The organism is Methylobacterium sp. C1 (assembly GCF_001854385.1).
GTDB classification, from domain to species: Bacteria; Pseudomonadota; Alphaproteobacteria; order Rhizobiales; family Beijerinckiaceae; genus Methylobacterium; species Methylobacterium radiotolerans.
Window position 1 is genome coordinate 774,298 of sequence record NZ_CP017640.1, and the last position, 24,012, is coordinate 798,309.

22 protein-coding genes are annotated in these 24,012 nt (G+C 71.3%); 10 read left to right on the top strand and 12 right to left on the bottom strand.

The window, feature by feature from the left end; genetic code table 11:
* The first annotated feature begins 72 nt into the window (after positions 1–72).
* Positions 73–585 carry a 5,6,7,8-tetrahydromethanopterin hydro-lyase gene (gene fae, locus BKE41_RS03580; protein ID WP_012317540.1) on the top strand — a complete coding sequence of 171 codons (513 nt, stop codon included), beginning with the start codon at positions 73–75 and terminating at the stop codon, positions 583–585.
* Between the two features lie 403 nt (positions 586–988).
* The gene (locus tag BKE41_RS03585; protein ID WP_070998537.1) at positions 989–1,282 is read left to right on the top strand and encodes a hypothetical protein; all 294 of its coding nucleotides are present in this window, start codon (positions 989–991) and stop codon (positions 1,280–1,282) included.
* A 106-nt stretch (positions 1,283–1,388) separates the two neighbouring features.
* Here the strand turns inward: BKE41_RS03585 and groL are convergent, their stop codons facing one another.
* Positions 1,389–3,029, bottom strand: a complete 1,641-nt coding sequence (gene groL / locus BKE41_RS03590) for a chaperonin GroEL (protein WP_058606288.1) — start codon at positions 3,027–3,029, stop codon at positions 1,389–1,391.
* A 71-nt stretch (positions 3,030–3,100) separates the two neighbouring features.
* On the bottom strand, positions 3,101–3,391 hold the full coding sequence (groES, locus tag BKE41_RS03595; protein ID WP_012317542.1) for a co-chaperone GroES: 291 nt from the start codon (positions 3,389–3,391) through the stop codon (positions 3,101–3,103).
* Between the two features lie 211 nt (positions 3,392–3,602).
* Here groES and BKE41_RS03600 point away from each other — a divergent pair, with 211 nt between their 5' ends.
* Positions 3,603–4,589, top strand: a complete 987-nt coding sequence (locus tag BKE41_RS03600) for a CorA family divalent cation transporter (RefSeq protein ID WP_029358410.1) — start codon at positions 3,603–3,605, stop codon at positions 4,587–4,589.
* A 208-nt stretch (positions 4,590–4,797) separates the two neighbouring features.
* Positions 4,798–6,258: a PAS domain-containing methyl-accepting chemotaxis protein gene (locus BKE41_RS03605; protein WP_024831083.1), complete on the top strand. Its 1,461-nt coding sequence runs from the start codon at positions 4,798–4,800 to the stop codon at positions 6,256–6,258.
* Between the two features lie 10 nt (positions 6,259–6,268).
* On the opposite strand, the gene pdeM is transcribed toward BKE41_RS03605, so the two are convergent.
* From pdeM to BKE41_RS03620, 3 genes are read right to left on the bottom strand one after another with little or no spacing between them, the layout of a single operon-like run.
* Positions 6,269–6,982, bottom strand: coding sequence for a ligase-associated DNA damage response endonuclease PdeM (gene pdeM / locus BKE41_RS03610; protein ID WP_070998539.1), 714 nt, complete (start codon positions 6,980–6,982; stop codon positions 6,269–6,271).
* Positions 6,983–7,023: 41 nt separating this feature from the next.
* Positions 7,024–9,705: a ligase-associated DNA damage response DEXH box helicase gene (locus tag BKE41_RS03615; protein ID WP_107645330.1), complete on the bottom strand. Its 2,682-nt coding sequence runs from the start codon at positions 9,703–9,705 to the stop codon at positions 7,024–7,026.
* Positions 9,702–10,658, bottom strand: a complete 957-nt coding sequence (locus tag BKE41_RS03620; protein ID WP_070998542.1) for an alpha/beta hydrolase — start codon at positions 10,656–10,658, stop codon at positions 9,702–9,704. The genes BKE41_RS03615 and BKE41_RS03620 overlap by 4 nt, the downstream gene beginning before the upstream one ends.
* A gap of 275 nt (positions 10,659–10,933) precedes the next feature.
* Here BKE41_RS03620 and BKE41_RS03625 point away from each other — a divergent pair, with 275 nt between their 5' ends.
* Positions 10,934–11,287 (top strand): DUF6460 domain-containing protein, encoded by a 354-nt coding sequence (locus BKE41_RS03625; protein WP_012317548.1) that lies wholly within the window; start codon positions 10,934–10,936, stop codon positions 11,285–11,287.
* 142 nt (positions 11,288–11,429) lie between these two features.
* On the top strand, positions 11,430–12,794 hold the full coding sequence (locus BKE41_RS03630; RefSeq protein WP_024831079.1) for an MATE family efflux transporter: 1,365 nt from the start codon (positions 11,430–11,432) through the stop codon (positions 12,792–12,794).
* Between the two features lie 29 nt (positions 12,795–12,823).
* Here BKE41_RS03630 and BKE41_RS03635 read toward each other — a convergent pair whose 3' ends face one another.
* Positions 12,824–13,165, bottom strand: a complete 342-nt coding sequence (locus tag BKE41_RS03635; protein ID WP_012317550.1) for a hypothetical protein — start codon at positions 13,163–13,165, stop codon at positions 12,824–12,826.
* A gap of 215 nt (positions 13,166–13,380) precedes the next feature.
* On the opposite strand from BKE41_RS03635, the gene BKE41_RS03640 reads away from it, so the two are divergent.
* Positions 13,381–14,274, top strand: a complete 894-nt coding sequence (locus tag BKE41_RS03640; protein WP_012317551.1) for a CoA ester lyase — start codon at positions 13,381–13,383, stop codon at positions 14,272–14,274.
* Positions 14,275–14,376: 102 nt separating this feature from the next.
* On the opposite strand, the gene BKE41_RS03645 is transcribed toward BKE41_RS03640, so the two are convergent.
* From BKE41_RS03645 to BKE41_RS03660, 4 genes are all read right to left on the bottom strand, one after another.
* A complete protein-coding gene (locus tag BKE41_RS03645) occupies positions 14,377–14,685 on the bottom strand; it encodes a MarR family transcriptional regulator (protein WP_059408459.1) in 309 nt (102 codons plus the stop codon).
* The gene (locus BKE41_RS03650) at positions 14,682–16,979 is read right to left on the bottom strand and encodes an FdhF/YdeP family oxidoreductase (protein WP_059408458.1); all 2,298 of its coding nucleotides are present in this window, start codon (positions 16,977–16,979) and stop codon (positions 14,682–14,684) included. The genes BKE41_RS03645 and BKE41_RS03650 overlap by 4 nt, the downstream gene beginning before the upstream one ends.
* A 245-nt stretch (positions 16,980–17,224) precedes the next feature.
* Positions 17,225–18,301 (bottom strand): quinone-dependent dihydroorotate dehydrogenase, encoded by a 1,077-nt coding sequence (locus BKE41_RS03655; protein WP_070998544.1) that lies wholly within the window; start codon positions 18,299–18,301, stop codon positions 17,225–17,227.
* Complete coding sequence (locus BKE41_RS03660; protein WP_024831074.1) at positions 18,298–18,648, bottom strand: DUF952 domain-containing protein; 351 nt, start codon at positions 18,646–18,648, stop codon at positions 18,298–18,300. The genes BKE41_RS03655 and BKE41_RS03660 overlap by 4 nt, the downstream gene beginning before the upstream one ends.
* 316 nt (positions 18,649–18,964) lie before the next feature.
* Here BKE41_RS03660 and BKE41_RS03665 point away from each other — a divergent pair, with 316 nt between their 5' ends.
* From BKE41_RS03665 to BKE41_RS03675, 3 genes are all read left to right on the top strand, one after another.
* The gene (locus BKE41_RS03665) at positions 18,965–19,597 is read left to right on the top strand and encodes a helix-turn-helix transcriptional regulator (RefSeq protein ID WP_012317556.1); all 633 of its coding nucleotides are present in this window, start codon (positions 18,965–18,967) and stop codon (positions 19,595–19,597) included.
* A gap of 106 nt (positions 19,598–19,703) precedes the next feature.
* On the top strand, positions 19,704–20,801 hold the full coding sequence (locus tag BKE41_RS03670; RefSeq protein WP_070998546.1) for an ATP-binding protein: 1,098 nt from the start codon (positions 19,704–19,706) through the stop codon (positions 20,799–20,801).
* Positions 20,802–20,974: 173 nt separating this feature from the next.
* Positions 20,975–21,949 carry a TIM44-like domain-containing protein gene (locus BKE41_RS03675; protein ID WP_029358422.1) on the top strand — a complete coding sequence of 325 codons (975 nt, stop codon included), beginning with the start codon at positions 20,975–20,977 and terminating at the stop codon, positions 21,947–21,949.
* A gap of 43 nt (positions 21,950–21,992) precedes the next feature.
* Here the strand turns inward: BKE41_RS03675 and rsmA are convergent, their stop codons facing one another.
* Together rsmA and pdxA are read right to left on the bottom strand one after the other, a co-directional pair.
* A complete protein-coding gene (gene rsmA / locus BKE41_RS03680; RefSeq protein WP_012317559.1) occupies positions 21,993–22,871 on the bottom strand; it encodes a 16S rRNA (adenine(1518)-N(6)/adenine(1519)-N(6))-dimethyltransferase RsmA in 879 nt (292 codons plus the stop codon).
* A gap of 10 nt (positions 22,872–22,881) precedes the next feature.
* Positions 22,882–23,997: a 4-hydroxythreonine-4-phosphate dehydrogenase PdxA gene (gene pdxA / locus BKE41_RS03685; protein WP_070998547.1), complete on the bottom strand. Its 1,116-nt coding sequence runs from the start codon at positions 23,995–23,997 to the stop codon at positions 22,882–22,884.
* Positions 23,998–24,012: the final 15 nt, after the last annotated feature.

Genomic DNA, 24,012 nt, shown 5'->3' on the forward strand with positions numbered 1-24,012 from the left:
ACAAGGATGGCTTCCCGGCCGCGGCACCGCCCGGCGCGCGGCTCTATTTCGGAATCCAGGGAGAGACACCGAATGGCGAAGATCACCAAGGTTCAGGTCGGCGAGGCCCTCGTCGGCGACGGCAACGAGGTCGCCCACATCGACCTCATCATCGGACCGCGCGGTTCGCCGGCTGAGACGGCCTTCTGCAACGGCCTCGTGAACAACAAGCACGGCTTCACCAGCCTGCTCGCGGTCATCGCGCCGAACCTGCCGTGCAAGCCGAACACCCTGATGTTCAACAAGGTCACCATCAACGACGCCCGTCAGGCCGTCCAGATGTTCGGCCCGGCCCAGCACGGCGTTGCCAAGGCTGTGCAGGACGCGGTGGCCGAGGGCATCATCCCGGCGGACGAGGCCGACGACCTGTACATCCTGGTCGGCGTGTTCATCCACTGGGAGGCGGCCGACGACGCCAAGATCCAGAAGTACAACTACGAGGCCACCAAGCTGTCGATCCAGCGCGCCGTCAACGGCGAGCCGAAGGCCTCGACGGTCACCGAGCAGCGCAACTCCGCGCAGCACCCCTTCGCCGCCAACGCTTAGATCGGGGACGGTCCTGGGCAGAGCGAGCCTCCGCCCGCACCGCGGGGCCTGCTCCAGCGACTGGCTTCGATCTTCCTTGGCCGATAGGTAGGCCCCTGAACGGGACGGCGCGAGCCGTCCCGTTTCTCGTTTGGGCCGGCCGCCCGACCCGCCGCGGGGCGGCGCCGGGCCTCGGCTCCCCGGATCCGAAACGGTCGGCGAGCCCGCCGCGCGGACGCGATCCGCGCTGCTGCCCCCTCCCTCGACCTCCGCGCGATCACGCGGCGGGAGCAGGCTTGATCTCCCCGCGGACGCGGCGTCCTCGCCCGCGTCGAGCCTCCGCCAAGCGTGATCGGCGCCCCAAGTACCGCCTGCGGACGCGAGGATGGAGCGGCGGCGTCGAGCGCGACCGCGAGGTCAGGCCATGACTTCATCCGCCAGGGATTCGGCTGCCCTCCGCGATGACTGGATACACGGTGGCCGGCTTATTCTCGCTGCGGATCCCGATCCATCGGATCACGCGGCGATCCATGCCTGGATCCTGGAGTTCATCGAGGTCGGCGGGGAAGGCCCCGATCAGGACGGGATCCGAAACCTGATCGACCACAGCCTGAACTTCGAAATTCCGGTCCGGGCGACCGGCCGCGTCCGGCAATCCTTGATCGCTACTGTGTGGGCGCGCCTCGCGGCGCGGGCTTCGCCGCGTCACGGCCGATGAGGCTGACCGGACTGCGCCTCGCGCGCCGCTGGAGCGTGCCGCCATCAAAAGAAAAGGGGCCGCCTCACGGCGACCCCTTTCCCCCGTCATGCGCGGTGGCGCGGACTTAGAAGTCCATGCCGCCCATGCCGCCGCCCGGCATGGCCGGAGCGGGGCTGTCCTTCTTCGGCGCGTCGGCGACCATCGCCTCGGTGGTGACCAGCAGGCCGGCGACCGAAGCCGCGTCCTGCAGAGCGGTGCGCACCACCTTGGCCGGGTCGACGATGCCGGCCTGGATCATGTCGACGTACTCTTCGGTCTGGGCGTTGAAGCCGAAGGTCTCCGAGGAGGTGTTGTCGGTGATCTTGCCGACCACGATCGACCCTTCCACGCCCGCGTTCTGGGCGATCTGGCGGAGCGGGGCCTCGAGAGCCTTGAGGACGATCTTGATGCCGGCCTGAACGTCCGGGATGTCGGACTTCAGCTCGGCGACCGCCTTCTTGGCGCGCAGCAGCGCGGTGCCGCCGCCGGGGACGATGCCTTCCTCGACCGCCGCGCGGGTGGCGTTGAGGGCGTCGTCGACGCGGTCCTTCTTCTCCTTCACCTCGACCTCGGTCGCGCCGCCGACGCGGATCACCGCGACGCCGCCCGCGAGCTTGGCCAGACGCTCCTGCAGCTTCTCACGGTCGTAGTCCGAGGTGGTCTCCTCGATCTGCGCCTTGATCTGCGAGATGCGGCCCTCGATGTCGGACTTCTCGCCGACGCCGTCGATGATCGTGGTGTTCTCCTTCTCGATGCGCACGCGCTTGGCGCGGCCGAGCATGGGGAGCGTCACGTTCTCGAGTTTGATGCCGAGATCCTCGGCGATCATCTGGCCCTTGGTCAGGATCGCGATGTCCTCGAGCATCGCCTTGCGGCGATCACCGAAGCCCGGCGCCTTGACGGCCGCGACCTTCAGGCCGCCGCGGAGCTTGTTGACGACGAGCGTGGCGAGCGCCTCGCCCTCGATGTCCTCGGCGATGATCAGGAGCGGCTTGCCGGTCTGAACAACGGCCTCGAGCACCGGCAGCATGGCCTGGAGCGAGGAGAGCTTCTTCTCGTGGATGAGGATGTAGGGGTCCTCGAGCTCGGCGACCATCTTCTCCGCGTTCGTGATGAAGTACGGGGAGAGGTAGCCGCGGTCGAACTGCATGCCCTCGACGACGTCGAGCTCGGTCTCGGCCGTCTTGGCCTCCTCGACCGTGATCACGCCCTCGTTGCCCACCTTCTGCATGGCGTGGGCGATCATCTCGCCGATCTCCTTGTCGCCGTTGGCGGAGATCGTGCCGACCTGGGCGACCTCGTCGGAGGTCGAGACCTTCTTGGCGCGCGAGGTGATGTCCTTGACGGCCGCCTGGGTGGCGAGGTCGATGCCGCGCTTCAGGTCCATCGGGTTGATGCCGGCGGCGACGTACTTGGCGCCCTCGCGGACGATGGCCTGGGCCAGCACGGTCGCGGTGGTGGTGCCGTCACCCGCGATGTCGTTGGTCTTCGAGGCCACTTCGCGCACCATCTGGGCGCCCATGTTCTCGAACTTGTCGGCGAGCTCGATCTCCTTGGCGACCGTCACACCGTCCTTGGTGATGCGCGGGGCGCCGAAGCTCTTCTCGATCACGACGTTGCGGCCCTTCGGGCCGAGCGTCACCTTCACCGCATCCGCGAGGATGTCGACGCCGCGCAGCATCTTATCGCGGGCGTCGGCGGAGAAACGAACGTCTTTCGCTGCCATTGTGTGCCTCTTAGCTACTGGTTGAACCCCAAGGCCGGGACGGCCTCAAAGGGCGATGACGGGTGATCCGATCAGAGGGCGACGACGCCCATGATGTCGGATTCCTTCATGATCAGGAGGTCCTGACCGTCGATCTTGACCTCGGTGCCGGACCACTTGCCGAACAGGACGCGGTCGCCGGCCTTCACGTCGAGCGCGTTGACGCGGCCCTGCTCGTCGCGGGCGCCGGGGCCGACGGCGACGACTTCGCCCTCCTGCGGCTTCTCCTTGGCGGTGTCCGGGATGATGATGCCGCCCTTGGTCTTCTCTTCGCTCTCGATGCGACGGACGACCACGCGGTCGTGCAGCGGACGGAACTTCATGAGCTGCCCTCTTGCTTCAGGTCTGGAGTTGGCGTTGATGCGGCCGGCGGGACCGCTCGCGAACTCGACTGTTAGCACTCTGTCTCGGCGAGTGCCAAAGACGGCCGCGAGATAGGCGCGGGCGGGTTCCGAGTCAAGGCTGTCGCACCCCCGCGCGACGGTGCGATGACGCGCCGGCGGCTCCTTTCCCCCTCATGGATAACGCGCTCTCATGCTGAGCCTGCACGGACCCGAAGGCCCGGTGGCGCTGCAACCCGGCAGGCCGGTCGCGCGCGACACCGTGTGGCTCGACCTGAACGATCCCACGCCGGAAGAGGCCGCAGCGGTCGAGGCCGCGACCGGTCTGCGCGTGCCGTCCCGGGCGGCGCTCTCGGAAGTGGAGACGTCGAGCCGCCTGCGCCGGGTGAAGGGCGGGCTCTCGCTCTCGACGCCGATGATCACCTTCGAGCAGAGCGCGTCGCAGCTGAAGCCGCTGGGCTTCCTGCTGACCAAGGATCACCTCGTCACGATCCGCTTCCACGAGCTGCGCGCCTTCGAGACCTCCGCGAAGCGCATCGCGGACGGCGACGGCAGCACGACACCCAGCGAGATCTTCCTCGTCGTCCTGGAAGAGCTGGTCGACAGCCTCGCCGACGCCCTGGAAGACATGGGATCCGAGCTCGACACGCTCTCCACCCGCATCTTCGACTTCGACGTCCGCGGTGCCGAGCGGCGGCGCCTGGAGCGCCCCCCGCCCCGGCGCCGCGATCTCGCCCTGCGCCGGATCCTGCGCGGCATCAGCAACCGCGGGAAGGTTCTGGGAAAGATCCGGTCGAGCCTGCTCGGCCTCGAACGGATCATCCCGTTCGTCGCCGCGGCCTGCGACGGCCTCGGCCTGCCGGAGGATTCCCGCTTCGAGACGATCAAGCGGGACATCGAGTCCCTCGACGAGTTCGAGACGCGGCTCGCCGAGAACGTCCAGTTCCTGCTCGACGCCGCCCTCGGCCTCATCACGATCGAGCAGAACAACGTCTTCCGGGTCCTCACCGTGGTCTCGGTGGTCGGCGTCCCGCCGACGCTGATCGCGTCGATCTACGGCATGAACTTCAAGCACATGCCCGAGCTGGATTGGGCTCTCGGATATCCCTACGCGCTCGGCCTGATCCTCTTGAGCGCGGTCGCGCCGATCATATACTTCCGCATGCGGGGCTGGTTCTAATATTGACCGAAAAATTATAGCATTGGAAACACCACATCGCATCTCAGCCGCCGAGGGCGGCGCCGGTCCGGACACGAGCACAGAGCGGACACGGCGTCGCAAGCATTCGTTCGATCTTCGCCCGCGCTTAACCTGAACGAATTCCGAAATAAGCAATTCATTAACGATGCGGCGCTAGACCCGGCGCGGGGGGAACGCGAGCGGGACCATGTTCAATCGTACTGTCTTCAACGAGGCCCAGGCCAAGATCGACGCCCTGGACCGCTCACTCGCGATCATCGAATTCTCGATGGACGGGACCGTCCTCCACGCGAACCAGAACTTCCTGCGGCTGATGAAGTACAGCCTCAGCGACGTCCAGAGCCGGCATCACCGCATCTTCGTGGACAAGAGCTATGCCGAGACCGCGGAGTACGCCGCGTTCTGGGACAAGCTCAAGGACGGTCAGTACGTCACGGGCGAGTTCCTGCGCCTCGACAAGGAGGGCGACTCGGTCTGGCTCGAGGCGACGTACAATCCCGTCCTCGACGCGCGGGGCAAGCCGATCAAGGTCGTAAAGTTCGCCGCGGACATCTCCGCGAAGAAGAAGGAGATCAATCGGCTCCTGACGATGATCGACAACGTACCGGTGGCCGTCATGACGGCCGACCTGAAGGACAACTTCAAGATCGACTACATGAACGCCACGTCGCGCAAGACGCTCGGCACGATCGACCAGCACCTGCCGGTCAGAGTCGACGACATGCTCGGCCGCTCCTTCGATATCTTCCACAAGAACCCGAGCCACCAGCGCACCATGCTGGCGGACGCGAGCCGGCTGCCGCACAGCACCAAGATCAGGGTCGGGCCCGAGACCCTCAACCTGCGGGTCACGGCGGTGAACGACGAGAAGGGGCAGTACCTCGGCCCGATGCTGACCTGGGCGGTGGTCACCGCGCAGGTGAACATGGAGACCGACGTCAAGCGCGTCGTGGAGGCCGTCGGCTCCGCCATCCAGGAGATGCAGAGCTCGGCCGAGGGCCTGATGCAGTCAGCCGAATCCGCGCGCCACAAGGCCTCGTCGGTCGCGTCGAGCTCCGAGCAGATGAACGGCGCGATCCAGGAAATTTCCGGCCAGGTCGGGCGGGTCTCGGAGCGCGCGCAGCAGATCGCCGCCCAGGCGGGGACGACCGACGCGACCATGCGCCAGCTCGCCGAGAACGCCCGCAAGGTCGACGCGGTGGTGAGCATGATCAAGTCGATCGCCGACCAGACCAACCTGCTGGCGCTGAACGCCACGATCGAGGCGGCCCGGGCCGGCGCCGCCGGACGCGGCTTCGCGGTCGTCGCCTCCGAGGTGAAGGCACTCGCCGAGCAGACGGCCAAGGCGACCGGCGAGATCACCCAGCAGGTCTCGGCGATCCAGAGCGCCACCGGCGACGCCGTGGGCGCCATCGAGATGATCACCGCGGCGGTGGACGAACTGTCCAAGCTTACCCTGGCGATGGCGAGCGCCGTCGAGGAGCAGGCGGTCTCGACCCACGAGATGGCGGGCAATATCGGCGGCGTTTCCGAGGCCGCCAACGCCACCGGTCAGCTGGCGCAGACGGTCCAGGGCATCGCCGAGAGCCTCGCCGGCCACTCGACGAGCCTGTCGGAGAGCGTGATCCGCTTCATGAAGACGGCCTGATCCGCGCGGCTCAATCCCGGGCGAGCTGCGCCCGGCCGATGGCGAAGACCCGCCCGTCTCCGAGGAGATGGGCGGTGAACCCGTCGGGGAACAGGCTCTCGATCGCCCTGCCGCGGACGTTCAGGCCGCCCGCGTAGGCTCCGAAGGCCGGCATGACGAGGCGGGTGCCGTCCGTGACGAAGCAGCGGCGGCGCACCGCTCGCCCGCGCATCGCCACCTTCCCGCAGGGATGGAGATGGCCCGCGATCTCACCGGGGACGGGCTCCGGGCTCGGCTCGTGGCGCAGGATGAGGCCGCCCAGCGTGAGCGCGTCGGCGTAACGGCCGCCCACGCCCTCGTTCACGGCCGCGTCGTGGTTGCCGGCGATCCAGACCCAGTCCCGCCCCTCCTGCAGGGCCGCCACCAGGGCGCGGTCGCCGGGCTCCATGCGCTCGGGACCGCGGGCGTCGTGGAAGGAATCGCCCAGCGCGACCACGCGGGCGGGATCGTGGCGCACCACCGCCTCGTGCAGGCAGGCGAGCGTCTCGCGGGTGTCGTAGGGCGGCAGGAACTGGCCGGAGCGGGCCGCGTAGGACGAGCCCTTCTCCAGATGGAGATCGGACACGATCAGCGTCCGGTGCTCCGGCAGCCAGAGGCCGCCGCAGAGGTCGAGCACCAGGGTCTCGCCCGCGAGAAGCAGGGTGGGGTGCTTGTGAGTCTTCTCGAGTCTCAGGCCGGCCGCCAAGATCGCATCCTCGGTGTCGTCGGGGGAGGGCGGATCGGCGGTCAGGACAGAGCCTCTTGGAGAAGCTCCGCCTCGGCCTCGGCCAGGATCTCGTCGGCGCCCTCGCCGTAGACCCGCTCGCGCCCGATCTCGAGCATCACGGACACGGAGAGCGGCGAGACCCGGTCGAGAGACCTGTGGATGATTCGCCCCTGGATGCGCTCTAGCATCATGCCGAGGCGCCTCACGTCGAGGAGTCCGGTTGCCGCATCCTGCCGCGCCGCCCGCAGCAGGAGGTGGTCGGGCTGGTGCTTGCGCAGCACGTCGTAGATCAGATCGGTCGAGATCGTGACCTGCCGGCCGGACTTCTTCTGACCCGGATGGTGGCGCTCGATCAGGCCGGCGATCACCGCGCACTGGCGGAACGTGCGCTTCATCATGGCGGATTCGTCGAGCCACGCCTCGAGGTCGTCGCCCAGCATGTCGACCGCGAACAGGTCGCCGATGAAGTCCGGATCGATCGCGGCGCGCTCCGAGACGTCGCGGGTCGACCAGATGGCGATGCCGTAATCGTTGGCCGCGAAGCCGAGGGGCCGCAGGCCGGCGCGCTCCAGGCGCCGGGTCAGCAGCATGCCCAGCGTCTGGTGGGCGAGGCGGCCCTCGAACGGGAAGGCGGTCAGGTAGAAGCGCTTGCCCCGCGGGAACGTCTCCACGAGGAGGTCGCGCTCGCCCGGCAAGACCGAGCGTCGGCGCTGCTGCAGCAGGTACTCGCCGATCTGCTTCGGCAGCCGGTCCCACGCGAACGGGTCGGCGATGAGCGCCCGGACCCGCGCGGCCAGGAAGGTCGAGAGCGGGAACTTTGCGCCCGCGTAGGACGGGATCGCCGGATCGGTGCCGGCCGGCGCGCGGGTGACGAGGCACTCGTCCTCGGAGAGCCCCTCGAACCGCAGGGTCTCGCCCGCGAACAGGAACGTGTCGCCGACGGTGAGCGTCTCGGCGAACTCGTCCTCGATCTCGCCGAGCACCCGGCCGGTCTTCGGCAACACCGTGCCGGGCTTGCCGCGCAGGGTCCGGCCGAGCCGGACCTTCACCCGCGCCGCCTCCACGATGGTGCCGACATTCATCCGGTAGGCCTGCGCGGTGCGGGCGTCGCGGACGCGCCAGAGCCCGTCCGGCCCGCGCAGGATCTTCGCGAACCGCTCGTAGGCGCGCAGCGCGTAGCCGCCGGTCGCGACGTAGTCGACGACCTGCTCGAACGCTTCCCAGGAGAGACCGGCGTAGGGCGCGGCCGAGACGATCTCGTCGTAGAGCTCGAGCGGGTCGAAGGCGTCGGCGCAGGCCATGCCGAGCACGTGCTGGGCGAGGACGTCGAGGGCGCCCTGGCGGGCGTCGGGCGTGTCCTGCGCGGCCTCCTCGACGGCGTCCAGCGCCGCCTGGCACTCCAGCATCTCGAAGCGGTTGCCCGGGACGAGGTAGGCCTTCGAGGGCTCGTCCATGCGGTGGTTGGCGCGGCCGATCCGCTGCATGATCCGGCTCGCCCCCTTCGGCGCGCCGACATTGACCACGAGGTCGACGTCGCCCCAGTCGATGCCGAGGTCGAGGGTTGCGGTGCAGACGATCGCGCGGAGCTGCCCTGCCGCCATGGCGGCCTCGACCCGGCGGCGCTGCTGGGCATCGAGCGAGCCGTGGTGGATCGCGATCGGCAGCGCGTCCTCGTTGAGCCGCCACAGCTCCTGGAACGTGTACTCGGCCTGGAGCCGGGTGTTCACGAAGACAAGCGTGGTCCGGTGTTCCTTGATGAGCTCGTAGATTGCCGGCATCGAGTGCCAGGCCGTGTGGCCGGAGATCGGCAGCGCCCGGCCGAGGTCGAGCATGCGAAGATCCGCCTTCGCGCCGCCGGCCACCGTGACGAGGTCGGCCATGGGCGTCTCGACGGGTGCCCTCTCCCGTGCGGGAGAAAGTCGCGAGGAGGCCGAGCCTCCTCCCGGAAGGCTCCGACCCTCACCCTTTCCCACTCCTGCACCGGCAAGGGGGTCCCCGTCATGTTCCGCAGCCGTATGACCCTCGTCGCGATGCGATCCCGGTTGCCTGCTCGCAGAGGGAGGAGGGGGGAGCGGCCCCTGCGGCACCAGATACTTCCGCAGCTCGTCCGGCTCCCGCACCGTCGCGGAAAGCCCGATCGCCGCCAGTCCCGGGCTCAGCCGGTGCAACCGCGCCAGCGCCAGCGCCAGCAGGTCGCCGCGCTTCGAGGTGACCAGCGCGTGCAGCTCGTCGAGCACCACGCAGCGCAGTCCGGCAAAAAACTCAGCCGCCTCGCGGTGGGCGATCAGCAGGGCCAGCTGCTCGGGCGTGGTCAGAAGGATGTCCGGCGGCCGGCTGATCTGGCGGGTGCGCTTGTGGGCCGGCGTGTCACCGGTGCGGGTCTCGACGCGCACCGGCAGCGCCATCTCGGCGATCGGCGCGTCGAGGTTGCGGGCAATGTCCACCGCCAGCGCCTTCAGGGGCGAGACGTAGAGGGTGTGGAGGCCCGCCGCCTTCTTCTGCGGCCCGCGCTCGGCGAGGTCGACGAGACTCGGCAGGAAGCCGGCCAGCGTCTTGCCGGCCCCGGTCGGCGCCACCAGCAGCGCCGAGCGGCCGGCGCCGGCGATCCGCAGGAGATCGAGCTGGTGCGACCGGGGCGCCCAGCCGCGGCCCGCGAACCAGGCGCGGAATCCTTCCGGCAGGATCTCGGACGGGACGCTCAGGCGAGCGCCATCAGGAAGCGGTCGATCAGCTCCAGCGCCCGCTCGCTCATCGGGCTCGGGTAGCGGGCGAAGACATGGCAGCCGCCGGGATAGATCGCCGTGTGTCCGCCATTGCCGGCCGCGGCCCAGCGCGCCGACATGTACAGCGTGTCGTCGAGGAGGGGATCGGCGGTGCCGATGGTGAACAGGGCGGGCGGCAGGCCCTTCAGGTCGGCGTAGATCGGCGACACGTCCGGCCGGCGCCGGTCGATGCCCTCGCGGACGTAGCCGTCGGCGAACTTGGTCAGGTCGCGGGTGTTCACGACCAGCCGCTCCTCGCCCCAGTTCCGCACCGACGGGGTGAGGCCGAGATCGAAGAAGCCGGCGTTGAGGTTGGCGCCCCGGAAGGCCCGCGGGAGGTTGTGTTTGTCGCGCAGCCGCAGCAGCACCATCACGGCGAGGTGCGCGCCCACCGACTCGCCGCCGATGGTCAGGGCGTGGATGCCGAACTCGGTCTTCCCCGGACCGGCCAGCCACAGGGCCGCGGCCTCGCAGTCGAGCAGGGCCGCCGGATAGGGATGCTCGGGGGCGAGGCGATACTCGACCGACAGGGCGACGAAGCCGCAGGTGTCGGCGATGCGCTCCAGCCAGGGATCCTGCTCGTCGGCGGAGCCCCAGACCCAGCCGCCGCGGTGAATGTGCAGGTAGGCGCCGCGCAGCTTCACGCCGGGCTTGGGCCGGACCACGCGGAGCTTGAGCGGACCGCCCGGCCCGTCGATCGTCAGCCACTCCGCCCGGGCGCTTTGCGGCATGGCGGGGGCCGCCTTGGTGCCCAGACGGCGGCGCTCGCGAACCTCGGCGATCGGCAGCGACCAGGGATCGGGCAGCGCGGCGTGCGCCGCGACGATCTCGGCATTGAGCCGGAGCGTCTCGGGATCGATCGTCGCCGGGTCGAACAGGGCGTGGTCGATCATCGTGCGTATGGTCCCGTCGGCACTCAGAGCCTCTCACACCAATCCCGATTCCCGGGAGTTCTCCCTTTGGTCGAGGCCGCGCCGCGCGAGTCGCGCGTCGCAATCCACCCCGTCCCGCATCTTGGCGCGCGCGACGCCGCTTGCCATGTGCACGGCGCGCGAGAAACCCGCCAACGCCTGATCCGCGCTCGGGTTTCGAAGCGGTGTGGTGTGCCGGCCACGGTTCCGCCCGCTTCGTCGCCGATCCGAGGGCCCTGAGGCTTCACGAGGACGCAATGCTCGTCGATCACGACCGGCGCCGGCAAGGCTATCAGCAGGGCGCCCCGCCGAACGCCCCCTACGGCGCGGAGGGCTACCGGTCCCATCCCTCCGCGCTGCGGCGGTTCCTCGGCGGCTCGCCCGCCGGCGTGTTCCTGCGGCTGCTGTTCCTGTCGGTGCTGGTAGGCGCCTTCATGTCGATGCTCGGCCTGACGCCGGGGCGGCTGTTCTGGCACGTCTACGATTCGGCGCGGGCGCTGGTGGAGGTCGGGCTCGCCTCGCTCCACGATTTCGGCGGCTGGATCGTCGCCGGGGCGATCGTGGTCGTACCGCTCTGGCTGATCGCGCGCCTCTTCGCCGTCTCCCGCTGACGGAGTCGGGGGCCGATCCGACACGGTCGCGCCCCGACGGCCCGGCGCGCCGTGGGTTCGGGCAGATCGGCCGCCCGCCATCGCAACCCGCCGATGCGATCACCCCGCTTTGCGCGGAGGGCTCGGCTTCTTAGCGTGCGGCATGATGCACACCGTCGCCAGCTCGGCCCGCCCGACGAACCGCCGCGTCCTGGCCCTGGCGCTGCCCATGACGATCGCCAACGTCACGACGCCGATGCTCGGCTTCGTCGGCGCGGCGGTGATCGGGCGGCTCGGCGACGCGGCGCTGCTCGGCGCCATCGCCCTCGGCGCCGTGATCTTCGACGCGATCTTCTGGTCGTTCGGGGCGCTCCGCATGGCGACCGCCGGCCTGACCGCGCAGGCGGTCGGCGGACGGGACGACGCCGAGGTCGACCGCATCCTGGCGCGGGCGCTGGCGGCGGGCGCCCTGATCGGCCTCGTCCTGGTGGCCCTGCAAGGCCCTCTCGCGCAGCTCGCCTTCGCGATCAGCGGGGCGAGCGCGGCAGTCATCGCCGGTCTCGCGACTTACTTCCACATTCGCATCCTGTCAGCGCCCTTCGTGCTGGCGAGCTACGGCGTGCTCGGCTCGGTCCTGGGGCGCGGGCGCACCGATCTCGGCCTGCTGCTGCAGATCGCCATCAACCTGACCAACGTCGCGCTGACGCTCACCCTGGTCCTGGGCTTCGGCCTGGGCCTCGCCGGCGCGGCGCTGGCGACCCTCGGCGCCGAGGCGCTCGGACTCGGCCTCGGGCTGACCCTCCTGGCGCGGCTCGGCTCCCGGCCCTTCCGAGTGCCGCTGCGCGACCTCCGCGACGCCGCGGCGCTGCGCCGGACGCTCAGCGTCAACGGCGACGTCATCCTGCGGACGCTCGCGCTGATCACCGGCATCGTGCTGTTCTCGGCGCTCGGCGCCCGGCAGGGCGACGTGGTCCTGGCCGCGAACTCGGTCCTGTGGAATCTCTTCCTGATCGGCGGCTTCTTCCTCGACGGCTTCGCCACGGCGGCCGAGACCCTGTGCGGCCAGGCCGTCGGCGCCCGGGACCGGGAGGCGTTCGACGCGGCCGCCGCCCTGAGCCTGCGCTGGTGCCTCGGCTTCGGCCTCGCGGTCAGCCTAGTGTCTCTGGCGGGCGGCCCGGCCTTCATCGATGCCGTGACCACGAACGGTCCGGTCCGCGAGGCGGCCCGGTCCTACCTCGTCCTCGCCGCCCTGGCGCCGCTCGCCGCCGCGGCGCCCTTCGCGTATGACGGGATCTATATCGGCGCGACCTGGACGCGGGCGATGCGCAACCTCATGGTGTGCGCGCTCGCCGCCTACTGCGCGATCCTCGCGCTGGTCGAGAGCCTGGGCTTCGGCAATACCGGGCTGTGGCTCGCCTTCGTGAGCTTCCTGGGCGCCCGCGGTCTCGGGCAGGCGATCGCCTTCCCGCGCCTCGCCCGGGACACGTTCCGGACGCCCGCCCCGGCCGCCCTCGAACCGGCAGCCTAGGCGGCAGCCGCGCGCGGCCTTGAGGCCTGCTAGCGCGGGTCCTTCCAGGTGGTGGGCTGGGCCGGCGGCGCGGCGCGGGCCACGGAGCCCGTCGTCCGCGGCACGACCGCCTCCGCGCGCCGCGGATAGGAGCGGCGCGGCGCTGCGTAGCCGTAGCGGCGGCCCCGGCGGACGTGGCGGCGCCCGCGCTCCGTCGAGTTCCCGACGAAGCCGCCGACCACGGCCCCCGCGACGGCGCCGATCGGCCCGCCGACCAGCGCCCCGGCGACCGCGCCGGAGCCGACGCCGAGGGTGGTCCGGCTCTGGGCCCGGGCCGCCTCGGGTGCAGCCAATGTCCCGAGCAAGGCGAGGGTGACCAAGACTTTGCGCATCGTAGAGATCCCGGACTCCGAGAATTGGTTTCGGTCGGCCTTTAAGCGGCGGAACATGACCAAACCGGGGCTTCGATCTGCGGAGAGACGGCGCGGTATCAAACCGCGCGGGGACTCACCCGCCCCGACCTTTAGGGTGTGGCGCGGCCGGGTTCGTGCTTTAGGGTGCAGCGCAACGACGGGAGGCCGCGCGACGGCCCAGGAGGGAGAAGCCGATGGCCACGACGACCGATCTGCGCCTGCGCCGGAGTGTGCTGTACATGCCCGGCTCGAACCAGCGGGCGCTCGACAAGGCCAAGACCCTGCCGGTGGACAGCATCATCCTCGACCTCGAGGACGCCGTCGGCCCGGAGGAGAAGGACATCGCCCGCGAGCAGGTCTGCGCCGCGGTGAAGAGCGGCGCTTATGGCAGCCGCGAGCTGGTCATCCGGGTCAACGCCCCACAGACCCCGTGGGGCGAGGCGGATCTCCACGCCGCCATCGAGGCCAAGCCCGACGCGATCCTGATGCCGAAGGTCTCGTCCCCGGCCGTGCTGGAGAGCATCGCCGACCGGCTCGAATCCCTCGACGCGCCGGACGGCATCGCGATCTGGGCGATGATCGAGACCCCGGCCTCGATCCTCAACATCCAGGAGATTGCCCGGGCGAAGCGCGACCCGCGCAACCGCCTGACCTGCCTCGTCCTCGGCACCAACGACCTCGCCAAGGACACCTGGGCCAAGATCGTCCCCGGCCGCGTGCCGATGCTGCCCTGGATGATGATGGCGCTGGCCGCAGCCCGGGCGGAGGGGCTCGCGATCCTCGACGGCGTCTACAACGACATTGCCGACACCGAGGGCTGCCGCGACGAGTGCCGGCAGGCGCGCGACCTCGGCTTCGACGGCAAGACCCTGATCCACCCGACGCAGCTGGAGCCGGCCAACACGTCCTTCGCCCCCACCGAGGAGGAGGTGCGCCGCGCCAAGCTGGTGATCGAGGCGTTCGAGCGCCCGGAATACGCCAAGCGCGGCGCGATCAAGCTGGAGGGCCGGCTCTACGAGCGGCAGCATCTCGGCGTGAACCGCCGGGCGGTCACCTGGGCCGAGGCCATCAGGGCGAAGGGGTTCTGAGCGCGGCTCCGTCCGATGTCGGTTAACATCCGACCCTGCGAGCGGGACGAGGCCATCCAGCAGCGCCACGCTCTGCGGCATCGCGCTGCCCAGGTCACTGCGCTACGCGCGCGATGACGCCGGAGGCGACGGCACCGAAGCTCGTGAACCGGAGGTCGTGTAGCGCGTCCGCTGCGTGCGCCCGTCGCGCGCCGTGACGGCGACGAGCCCGGCCTCCTCCAGGCCCGAGAGGGCGCGCAGCACGAGGGCGTGCTCCACCCCGAAGGTGCGGGCGAAGGCGCGGCTGTCGCCCGGAAGGCCGAGGTCCAGCGCCGCCACGAGGCCCGCCGCCAGCGGGTCGAGATCCGGCCGGGCGGCCGAGACCCGGTCGAGGGCGGCGACGAACGCCGCCTCGTCAGGCCCCCCGCTCACGCCGCCGCGCGCGCCTGCAGGGTGACCAGAACCGACTTGGAGGTCGGCGTGTCGCTCTTCTCGCCGAAGGTCGAGAGCGGCACCAGCACGTTCAGCTCCGGGTAGTAGCCAGCCAGGGCGCCCCGCGGCATGTCGAACGGCACGAGGCGGAAATCCTCCGCCCGGCGGGTGATGCCGTCGTCGTGCGTGCCGACGACGTCGACCCGATCGCCGAGCCGGTCGCGGATCTCCGCGAGGTCGTCCGGGTGGGCGAAGATCACGCGGCGCTCGCCGTAAACGCCGCGGTAGCGGTCATCCAGGCCGTAGATCGTCGTGTTGTACTGGTCGTGGCTGCGGAAGGTCTGCAACACGTAGGTGTCGCGGGTCTTCCGGGCGGCCTGATGCTCGGTCTCGGTCGGGAGGGCGTCGGCCGAGAAGTTGGCCCGGCCCGTGGCCGTCTCGAACACCCGCTCGGCGGCGAGGTTGCGCAGCATGAAGCCGCGCGGCTTGCGCACCCGGGTGTTGTAGCCGGTGAAGCCCGGGATCGTGGCGGCGATCGCCTCGCGGATCCGGTCGTAATCGGCGGCGAACCCGGCCCAGTCGATGGCGGCGGAGCCGACGGTGGCCTGCGCCATGCCGGCGATGATGGCGATCTCGGAGCGCAGCTCCTTCGAGGCCGGCTTGTTGATGCCGCCCGACCCGTGGACCATGCTCATCGAATCCTCGACGGTCACGATCTGGATCTTGCCCTCGGCGCCCCGGTCGATCTCGGTGCGGCCGAGGCAGGGGAGCAGGTAGCCGACCGCGCCGGGCACGAGATGGGCGTGGTTGAGCTTGGTGGCGATGTGCACGGTGAGCCGGCACGAGGCCAGCGCCTGCGCCACGACCGGCGTGTCGGGCGTCGCCCGGAGGAAGTTGCCGCCGAGCCCGATGAAGGCCTTCGACGTGCCGTCCCGCATGGCGCGGATCGCCGCCAGGACGTTGTGGCCGTGCCGGCGCGGCATGGCGAGCCCGAAATGGCGCTCCAGGGAATCCAGGAAGGCGGCGGAGGGGCGCTCGTTGATGCCGACCGTGCGGTCGCCCTGCACGTTGGAATGGCCGCGCACCGGGCAGAGGCCCGCGCCGGGCCGGCCGATATGGCCGCGCAGGAACAGCAGGTTGGCGATCTCCCGGATCGTCGCCACCGAGTGCCGGTGCTGGGTCACGCCCATGGCCCAGGTGGCGATGACCCGCTGGGCGCCGAGATAGACGTCCGCCATCGCGGCGATCTCGTCCATGGTCAGGCCCGACTGATCGAGGATCGCGTCCCAGGACGTCGCCTCGACGGCGGCGCGATACGCGTCGAGCCCGGCGGTGTGGTGCTCCAGGAAGGCGCGGTCGAGGAGCGAGGTCCGGCCGGCCGCCAGCGCCTCGGCGTCGCGCGCGAACACGACCTTGGCGATGCCCCGGAAGGCCGCCATGTCGCCGCCCGAGCGCGGCTGCAGGTAGTGGCTGGCGATGGGTCGGCTGGCGCCGCGCAGCATCTCGACGGTGTTCTGCGGGTCGGCGAACCGCTCCAGGCCGCGCTCGCGGACCGGGTTCAGGACCACCACCTTGGCGCCGCGCTCAGCTGCCCGGCGCAGGTCGCCGAGCATCCGCGGATGGTTGGTGCCGGGATTCTGGCCGACGCAGAAGATCGCGTCCGCCTTCTCGAAATCCTCCAGCAGGACCGTGCCCTTGCCGATGCCGATCGCGTCGATCAGCGCGACGCCGCTGGCCTCGTGGCACATGTTCGAGCAGTCGGGGAAGTTGTTGGTCCCGTAGGCGCGGGCGAAGAGCTGGTACAGGTACGCCGCCTCGTTGGAGGCCCGGCCCGAAGTGTAGAACTCGGCCTGGTCGGGACGGTCGAGCCCCCGCAGGGTCGCGCCGATCTCCGCGAAAGCCTCGTCCCAGCCAACCGGCAGGTAGCGATCGCTCGCCGCGTCGTAGCGCATCGGATGCGTGAGGCGGCCCTGGCCCTCCAGGGCGTAGTCGCTCCAGCCGCGCAGCTCGGTCAGGGTGTGCTTGGCGAAGAAGGACGGCGTCGTGCGCTTGTCGGTCGCCTCCCAAGAGACCGCCTTCACGCCATTCTCGCAGAACTCGAAGGACGAGCCGTGCTCCGGGTCGCCCCAGGCGCAGCCGGGGCAGTCGAACCCGTCGGGCTGGTTCGCCTTCAGCAGCGCGCGGGCGCCGGTGAGGGGTGCGCGGCTGCCGAGCAGGTGCTTGCCGCAGCTCTTCAGAGCACCCCACCCGCCGGCGGCGGAGGAGCGCTTGGTGGACCCTTCAGACTGGGCCATGAACCGTCCTGGATTGGCTGACGCGACGTGTCTCGCAAGCGCGAGATAAGCGTCTCTCCAGGTCTCTCACAACGGCGTGCCGGCGCAGGCCCCTCATGCACGGGGCACAGGCTAAGCTCCCGCTGTGCAAAGCCTTTCTAAACTGCCCCCGCAAAAAATTTGTCTGCCCGGTCCCGTTCACGCGCGCCATGGCCGGCGACGCGATCCGCGGCGGTGCGAGACCGGCTGCACCGCGCCGCGGCCGCTCAATCTCCGCGGGCCAGATCGGCGGCGTCACGCCCGACGGCGTGCCGGAGAGAGGCGACACCGGCCTCGCTCATGCGCCGCAGGAGCCCGTCCTTGATGCGCCCGACCAGGCCCGGCCCCTCGTAGACCAAGGCCGAGTAGAGCTGCACGAGGCTCGCGCCGGCCCGGATCTTGGTCCAGGCCGCCTCGGCCGAATCCACACCGCCGACCCCGATGAGCGGCAGCGCGTCCCCGACGCGCAGGCGCGTCTGGGCGAGCATGCGCGTCGCCGGGCCGAAGAGCGGCCGCCCCGAGAGGCCGCCGGTCTCCCGCGCTAGACCCTGCTCGCGCAGGCTCGCCGGGCGGGCCACCGTGGTGTTCGACACGACGAGGGCCTGGACACCGCGCCGCTGCGCCGTGGCGCAGACCGTATCGAGGGCGTCCAGCGCCATGTCGGGGGCGATCTTGAGGAGGATCGCCGCGCCGGCACCCGCCGCGTCCCGGGCCTCGACCGTGCGGGCGAGCAGCTCGTCGAGGAAGGCCTCACCCTGGAGGTCGCGCAGGCCCGGCGTGTTGGGCGAGGAGACGTTGACCGTGACGAAGTCGACGAGCGGGGCCAGGGTGGCGGTGCAGGCGGCGTAGTCGGCGAGGCGGTCGGCGGAGTCCTTGTTCGCACCGATGTTGACACCGACGATCCCGGGCCGGCCCTTCCGGACGCGGAGCCTGTCGGCCACCACCTGCAGCCCCTCGCTGTTGAGGCCGAAGCGGTTGATCACGGCGCGGTCGGCGGCGAGGCGGAACACCCGCGGCCGGGGGTTGCCGGGCTGGGGCCGCGGGACGACCCCGCCCACCTCGACGAAGCCGAAGCCGAGGCCCAGCAGCGCGTCGGGCACGCGCGCGCCCTTGTCGAATCCGGCCGCGAGGCCGACCGGGTTGGGGAAGCGGCGGCCCAGCAGGTCGACGGCGAGGCGCGGGTCGTCCGCCGGCCGGGGGCCGGCGGGCAGGAGCGCCAGGGCGCGGAGCGTCAGGTCGTGCGCGCGCTCCGCGTCGAGGCGGTGGAGCAGCGGCCGGACGAGGGGGAAGGCGGCGGCGATCATGCCGGCAGGATCCCGGCCGGGAAGGCGTGCCGCCCGTCGGCGTCCAGCGGCATTTCGTCCACCGCGACCACGGCGGAGAGCGGCAGCGGGCCGTAGAGGTGCGGGAACAGGTCGCCGCCGCGCGACGGCTCGTAGCGCAGGCCGTCGCCCAGCGCGCCGGCCTCGACCGCGACGAGGAGCAGGTCGTCCTGGCCGGCGAAGTGACGGGCCGCCGTCTCGGCGACCTGGGCGGCCGTGGAGAAGTGGATGAAGCCGTCCTGGTGATCGACCGGCGCGCCCGTGAACCGGCCCGCGGCCTCGGCCTCGCGCCACAGGGCGCGCGGACAGATCTTGTAGATGAGCGGCATCGAAGCTCCCCCGAAACGACGCTGCGATAGAGGCGCCCGGCCGCGGCGGCAACCGCGCCGCGCCGCGCGTGATTCGAGGAGCGATTGCAATCTGCCGCCCGTAGTTCTACTTTCCTACGACTAGGCTGGACGTCACACTGCCCTGTCCGGACCGGCAGAGCGGATCCGGAAAGCAAATTGTCAAGTATCTCCGCGCGTACCCGGCGGGTGTCGAACGGACCCGGCGGGCGAACCGTCTCCGTGCCTCCGAGGCAGCCGGATTCCGGCTGGTGAGACGGGGGTGCCGGCCCGCTCAGGGTGAGCTTCCGAGCCCGCTATGCTGTCGCACGAGCAGATCTGGAACGCCATCGACCGGCTCGCCGAGCGCCACGGCTACTCGGCCTCGGGCCTCGCCCGCCGTGCCGGCCTCGACGCGACCAGCTTCAACCGGTCGAAGCGCGTGGGCGCCGACGGCCGCAAGCGCTGGCCGTCCACCGAATCCGTGTCGAAGGTCCTGGCCGCCACCGGATCGAGCCTCGACGAGTTCCTGCGGCTCATCGAGGCGCGCGAAATCCCCGCTCGCACGATGGTCCCGCTGATCGGCCTGACGCAGGCCGGGGCCGGCCGCCTGTTCACCGACGAGGGCATGCCCACCGGCGGCGCCGGCTGGGAGGAGATCGAGTTTCCGGATCTCGGCGAGGAGCGGGCCTTCGCGCTGGAGATCCAGGGCGATTCCATGCTGCCGCTGTTCCGGGACGGCGACGTTCTGATCGTGTCGCCCACGGCCAGCGTCCGCAAGGGCGATCGCGTCGTTGTCCGTTTGCACGGCGGCGAGGTCCTGGCCAAGGAGCTGCGGCGGCGCACCGCCCGGACCGTGGAACTGGCCTCCCTGAACCCCGAGCACGAGGACCGGGTCCTGAACCTCGGCGAGGTGGCCTGGATGGCGCGGGTGATGTGGGTGCGCCAGTAGGCGGTGCCCGGACGGGTCACGGTGGTTCGGCGCTTGGCCGTGAGGCCGTTCATCGCTATCGCTGGCCCGTCGCGGACCTTCCGCATCCGCTGAGCGCGAACGCAGCATGGCGCAGCCCGGGACGGATCACAGCGCGGCCGAAGCCGCGCCGCTCGCGGACGAGGCCCGCACGCTCCTGGACGCGCTGCCGACGCCCAGCCTCCTGCTCGATCCGCAGGGCCGTGTCCGCCACGCCAATCCCGCCCTGGAGGAGCTCGCCGGCTACTCGGCGGAGCGACTCGTGGCGCAGGGGCTCGACCTGATCCTGGCGCAGCGCACGGCGCCGCTCGATCCCGCCGGCGCCAAGCCTCAGGATTTCCTGGCGGCTCGCGCGGACGGGACGAGCTTCTGGGCCCGCCTGGAGACCGCGCCCCTGCCAGGGACCCCGTTCCGGATCGGCCAGATCCGCGACGAGACGGCCCGGCGGGAGGCGGAGGGCGCGCTCGCGCTCTCCCGCCAGCGCGAGGCCCTGGGGCTCCTGACCAACAGCGTCGCCCACGAGTTCAACAACTTCCTGCAGATCCTGATCGGCTACATCGACGGCCTCAAGCGGCGGCTCGGGGACCGGCAGGAGCCGTTCGTCCAGCGGGCGATCGCCCGCTCGGCCGACGCCACCGAGCGCGCGGCGATCCTGACCCGGCACCTGCTCGCCTATTCCCGCCGCATCGCGCCCGACGTCCGGTCGGTCGACCTCGACGCCATCGTGGCCGACCTCGCCGGGCGCCTCGAACCCGACCTGCCGCCCGGCATCCGCCTCACTGTGGCGGCGACGCCGGGCCTGCCGCGGGCGATCAGCAATCCGACGCAGATCGAGTTCGCCCTGCGTCATCTCGTCGCCAATGCCTGCGAGGCCATGCCGTCGGGCGGGACCCTGACCCTGTCGACCTTCCGGGTAGATCCCGGCGACCGGTCCCTGCAGCAGCCGGGCCAGGGCAGCGTCGGGATCGCGGTGGGCGACACCGGGCAGGGCATGTCCCCCGAGATGCTGGCCCGGGCCCTCGCACCGTTCCAGACCAGCCACGAGGCGGGGCGCGGCGCGGGCCTCGCGATCGTGCACGGGCTGATGAAGCGGCAGAACGGGACCATCACCCTCGACAGCCGGAGCGGGGAGGGGACGCAGGTCCGCCTGTCCTTCCCGGCCGCGCCCGAGCGCACGCTCCACTAGAGCCGCGCCGTCCCGGAGAGCGGCCTCGGCGAGAGCGTCGTCCGGGCGGCGCGAGGATCCGGTGGAAAACCTCGTCCGAGCGACGGCGGGCTGGACTAAAACCGCCGCCCGACCGTTCCCATATCGTCACTGGCGCTCCGCGCCATCCGGTTCTCGTCCTCTGAGGCGTGTACATGTTTACTGAGATTTCGCGCCGCCGGCGTGTGGCCGCCCTCCTGGCGCTGGCCGCTGCGCTGACCGTCGCGGCGCCCGTCGCGGAAGCCCGTCCGGGCGGCGGTGGGTCCTTCGGGTCCCGCGGATCGCGCACCTACACGGCGCCCTCCGCCACGCCGACCGCTCCGGGCGGCGGCATGACGATGCAGCGCTCCCAGACCGCGCCGTCGCCCGGCATGGGCAGCCCAGGCATGCAGGCTCCGGCCGCGCAGGGTCGCCGTTTCGGCGGCGGGTTCTTCGCGGGCCTGCTCGGCGCCGGCCTGATCGGCGCGCTGCTCGGCGGCGGCTTCTTCGGCGGCCTCGGCGGCCTCGCCTCGATGATCGGCCTGCTGTTCCAGGTCGGGCTCGTCGTGCTGGTGGTGATGCTGGCCCTGCGGTTCTTCCGCCGCCGGAACGAGCCGGCCGGCGCCGGCGCGCCCTACGCCCGCACGTCGCTCGACGATCAGCCGGGCGCCCGCGGCCCGATGGGCGGCGCTCCGGGCGGCCCCGCCGCCGGCGGCATGTTCGGCGGTGGGCAGCGCCCGCCGCAGACGCGCCCGGTGCAGATCGGACCGGCCGATTACCAGGCCTTCGAGCGCCTGCTCGGCGACATTCAGGACGCCTATTCCCGCGAGGATCGGGTGACCCTGGGTAACCTGTCGACGCCCGAGATGGTCGGCTACTTCGACGAGGAGCTGCGCGGCAACGCGGCCCGCGGCGTGGTGAACAAGATCTCGGACGTGAAGCTGCTGCAGGGCGACCTCGCGGAGGCCTGGGGCGAGGACCGCACCGACTACGCGACCGTGGCCATGCGCTACGCCCTCAAGGACGTGATGATCGAGCGGTCGAGCGGCCGCGTCGTCTCCACGGACTCGTCCGAGGCGACGGAGCTCTGGACGTTCCTGCGCCAGCCCGGCCGCGGCTGGGTGCTCTCGGCGATCCAGCAGACCCGGTGATCCGATCGCGCTCCGGCCTTCGGGCCGGAGTCACGATGCTCATTCAGGCCGGCGTCCCCACCGGGGCGCCGGCCTTTCTGTGCGCGTCCCACCGATTGGCGAGATCGACGAAGCCCGCCACCGGGATCTCCTCGGCCCGCGCGGTCTCGGACAGGCCGGCGGCGGCCAGCAGGTCGCCGGCCGCGGGGGTCAAGGCCTTGAGGCTCTGGCGCAGCATCTTCCGGCGCTGGCCGAAGGCCGCGCGGGTGACGGCCTCGAGCGCGCCGGCGCGGCACGGCAGGGGCTGGGCGCGGGGCACCAGCCGAACCACGCTCGACGTGACCTTCGGCGGCGGCACGAAAGCCGAGGGGCTGACGTCGAACAGGATCTCGGCCTCCGTGCGCCAGCCGCACAGGACGCCGAGCCGGCCGTAATCGGCCCGCTCCTCCGGGCCGGCGACGATCCGCTCGGCCACCTCCCGCTGGAACATCAGCACGGCCTGATCCCACCAGGGCGGCCAAGCCTCCCCGTCGAGCCAGCCGGTGAGCAGGGCCGTGCCGACATTGTAGGGCAGATTGGCGACGATCCGCGCCGGGGCGTCGCCCACCAGCGGCCGCGGATCGAAGGCGAGGGCGTCGGCGTCGACCACCTCGAGGCGTCCCGGATAGTGGGCGGCGATCTCGGCGAGCGCCGGGAGCGCCCGCGGGTCGCGCTCGATCGCCACCACGCGGGCGGCCCCCTCGGCGAGGAGCGCGCGCGTGAGGCCGCCGGGTCCCGGACCGACCTCCACCACCGTCACGCCCGCGAGGGGACCGGCGGCCCGGGCGATCCGCCCGGTCAGGTTGAGGTCGTAGAGGAAGTTCTGGCCGAGCGCCTTCTTCGGCTCCAGGCCGTGGCGGGCGACCACCTCGCGCAGCGGCGGAAGCCCGTCCCCGGCGCTCATGCTGGGTCCCTCACAGCTCGTCCTCGGGATCGAAATGGCGGGCCCCCGCGGGGCGCGGCCGGCCGGCATAGACGCTGAACGGGATGATCTCGGCCCCGCCGGGGGCCTCGTCCTGCGCCGCCGCGTTGGCGGCCAGCCGGTCGGCGAGGCGCAGGGCCGCCACGAGGCTGTCGGGCCGGGCGACGCCCTTACCGGCGATGTCGAAGGCCGTGCCGTGGTCCGGGGAGGTGCGCACGAACGGCAGGCCGAGGGTGACGTTCACGCCGTCGTCGAACGCGATCGTCTTGATCGGGATGAGGGCCTGGTCGTGCGTCGGTGCGAGGGCGACGTCGTAGGTCTCACGGGCGCGGGCGTGGAACAGGGTGTCGGCGGGGAGTGGCCCGCGGATGTCGATGCCCCGCGCCCGCAGCCGTGCCACCGCGGGGGCGAGGACGTCGCGGTCCTCGTGGCCGATCGTCCCGGCCTCGCCCGCGTGCGGGTTCAGACCCGCGAGGACGAGGCGCGGCTCGGGCAGGCCGAACCGCTCCCGCAGGTCGCGGGCGACGATCGCGGCGGTCTCCTCGACGAGCTCCTGGGTGAGCAGGTCCGGCACGTCCTTCAGCGGGACGTGGATCGTCACCGGCACCACCGAGAGGCCTGCGCTCCAGATCATCATCACCGGCCGGGGCGGCGTCACGCCGGGCGGCACCGCGAGGGCGGCCAGGAACTCGGTGTGGCCGGGATGGGCGAAGCCCGTCCGGGTCAGCACGAACTTGGCGATCGGGTTGGTCACCACCGCGCCCGCGCGCCCGGCCTTCACGAACTCCACCGCCGCGGTGATCGACTCGATGGTCGCGCCGGCATTCACCGAATCGGGTACCCCCGGCTCGGCGGCGACGCGGGCGCCGCTCGGCAGGGGCACCACGGGGAGCGCGCGCGGGAACACCTCGGCGGCGGTCTCGGGATCCACCTCCGCCACCGGCACGGGGCGGTCGAGGCGGTGAGCGAGGCGCTCGACGAAGTCCGGGTCGGCCACCAGGAAGAAGGGCGGCAGCGGATCTGCGCCGCCCCGACCGAGCCACGCGCTGAGCGCCAGCTCCGGACCGATGCCGGCGGGATCTCCGAGGGTGAGGGCGAGGGGCGGCATGGGCGCTCTATAGCG

Coding starts and splice junctions, on each gene's coding strand:
- fae (WP_012317540.1), top strand. CDS start 73: ATGGCGAAGATCACCAAGGTTCAGGTCGGCGAGGCCCTCGTCGGCGAC.
- BKE41_RS03585 (WP_070998537.1), top strand. CDS start 989: ATGACTTCATCCGCCAGGGATTCGGCTGCCCTCCGCGATGACTGGATA.
- groL (WP_058606288.1), bottom strand. CDS start 3,029: ATGGCAGCGAAAGACGTTCGTTTCTCCGCCGACGCCCGCGATAAGATG.
- groES (WP_012317542.1), bottom strand. CDS start 3,391: ATGAAGTTCCGTCCGCTGCACGACCGCGTGGTCGTCCGTCGCATCGAG.
- BKE41_RS03600 (WP_029358410.1), top strand. CDS start 3,603: ATGCTGAGCCTGCACGGACCCGAAGGCCCGGTGGCGCTGCAACCCGGC.
- BKE41_RS03605 (WP_024831083.1), top strand. CDS start 4,798: ATGTTCAATCGTACTGTCTTCAACGAGGCCCAGGCCAAGATCGACGCC.
- BKE41_RS03620 (WP_070998542.1), bottom strand. CDS start 10,658: ATGATCGACCACGCCCTGTTCGACCCGGCGACGATCGATCCCGAGACG.
- BKE41_RS03625 (WP_012317548.1), top strand. CDS start 10,934: ATGCTCGTCGATCACGACCGGCGCCGGCAAGGCTATCAGCAGGGCGCC.
- BKE41_RS03630 (WP_024831079.1), top strand. CDS start 11,430: ATGATGCACACCGTCGCCAGCTCGGCCCGCCCGACGAACCGCCGCGTC.
- BKE41_RS03635 (WP_012317550.1), bottom strand. CDS start 13,165: ATGCGCAAAGTCTTGGTCACCCTCGCCTTGCTCGGGACATTGGCTGCA.
- BKE41_RS03640 (WP_012317551.1), top strand. CDS start 13,381: ATGGCCACGACGACCGATCTGCGCCTGCGCCGGAGTGTGCTGTACATG.
- BKE41_RS03650 (WP_059408458.1), bottom strand. CDS start 16,979: ATGGCCCAGTCTGAAGGGTCCACCAAGCGCTCCTCCGCCGCCGGCGGG.
- BKE41_RS03655 (WP_070998544.1), bottom strand. CDS start 18,301: ATGATCGCCGCCGCCTTCCCCCTCGTCCGGCCGCTGCTCCACCGCCTC.
- BKE41_RS03660 (WP_024831074.1), bottom strand. CDS start 18,648: ATGCCGCTCATCTACAAGATCTGTCCGCGCGCCCTGTGGCGCGAGGCC.
- BKE41_RS03665 (WP_012317556.1), top strand. CDS start 18,965: ATGCTGTCGCACGAGCAGATCTGGAACGCCATCGACCGGCTCGCCGAG.
- BKE41_RS03670 (WP_070998546.1), top strand. CDS start 19,704: ATGGCGCAGCCCGGGACGGATCACAGCGCGGCCGAAGCCGCGCCGCTC.
- BKE41_RS03675 (WP_029358422.1), top strand. CDS start 20,975: ATGTTTACTGAGATTTCGCGCCGCCGGCGTGTGGCCGCCCTCCTGGCG.
- rsmA (WP_012317559.1), bottom strand. CDS start 22,871: ATGAGCGCCGGGGACGGGCTTCCGCCGCTGCGCGAGGTGGTCGCCCGC.
- pdxA (WP_070998547.1), bottom strand. CDS start 23,997: ATGCCGCCCCTCGCCCTCACCCTCGGAGATCCCGCCGGCATCGGTCCG.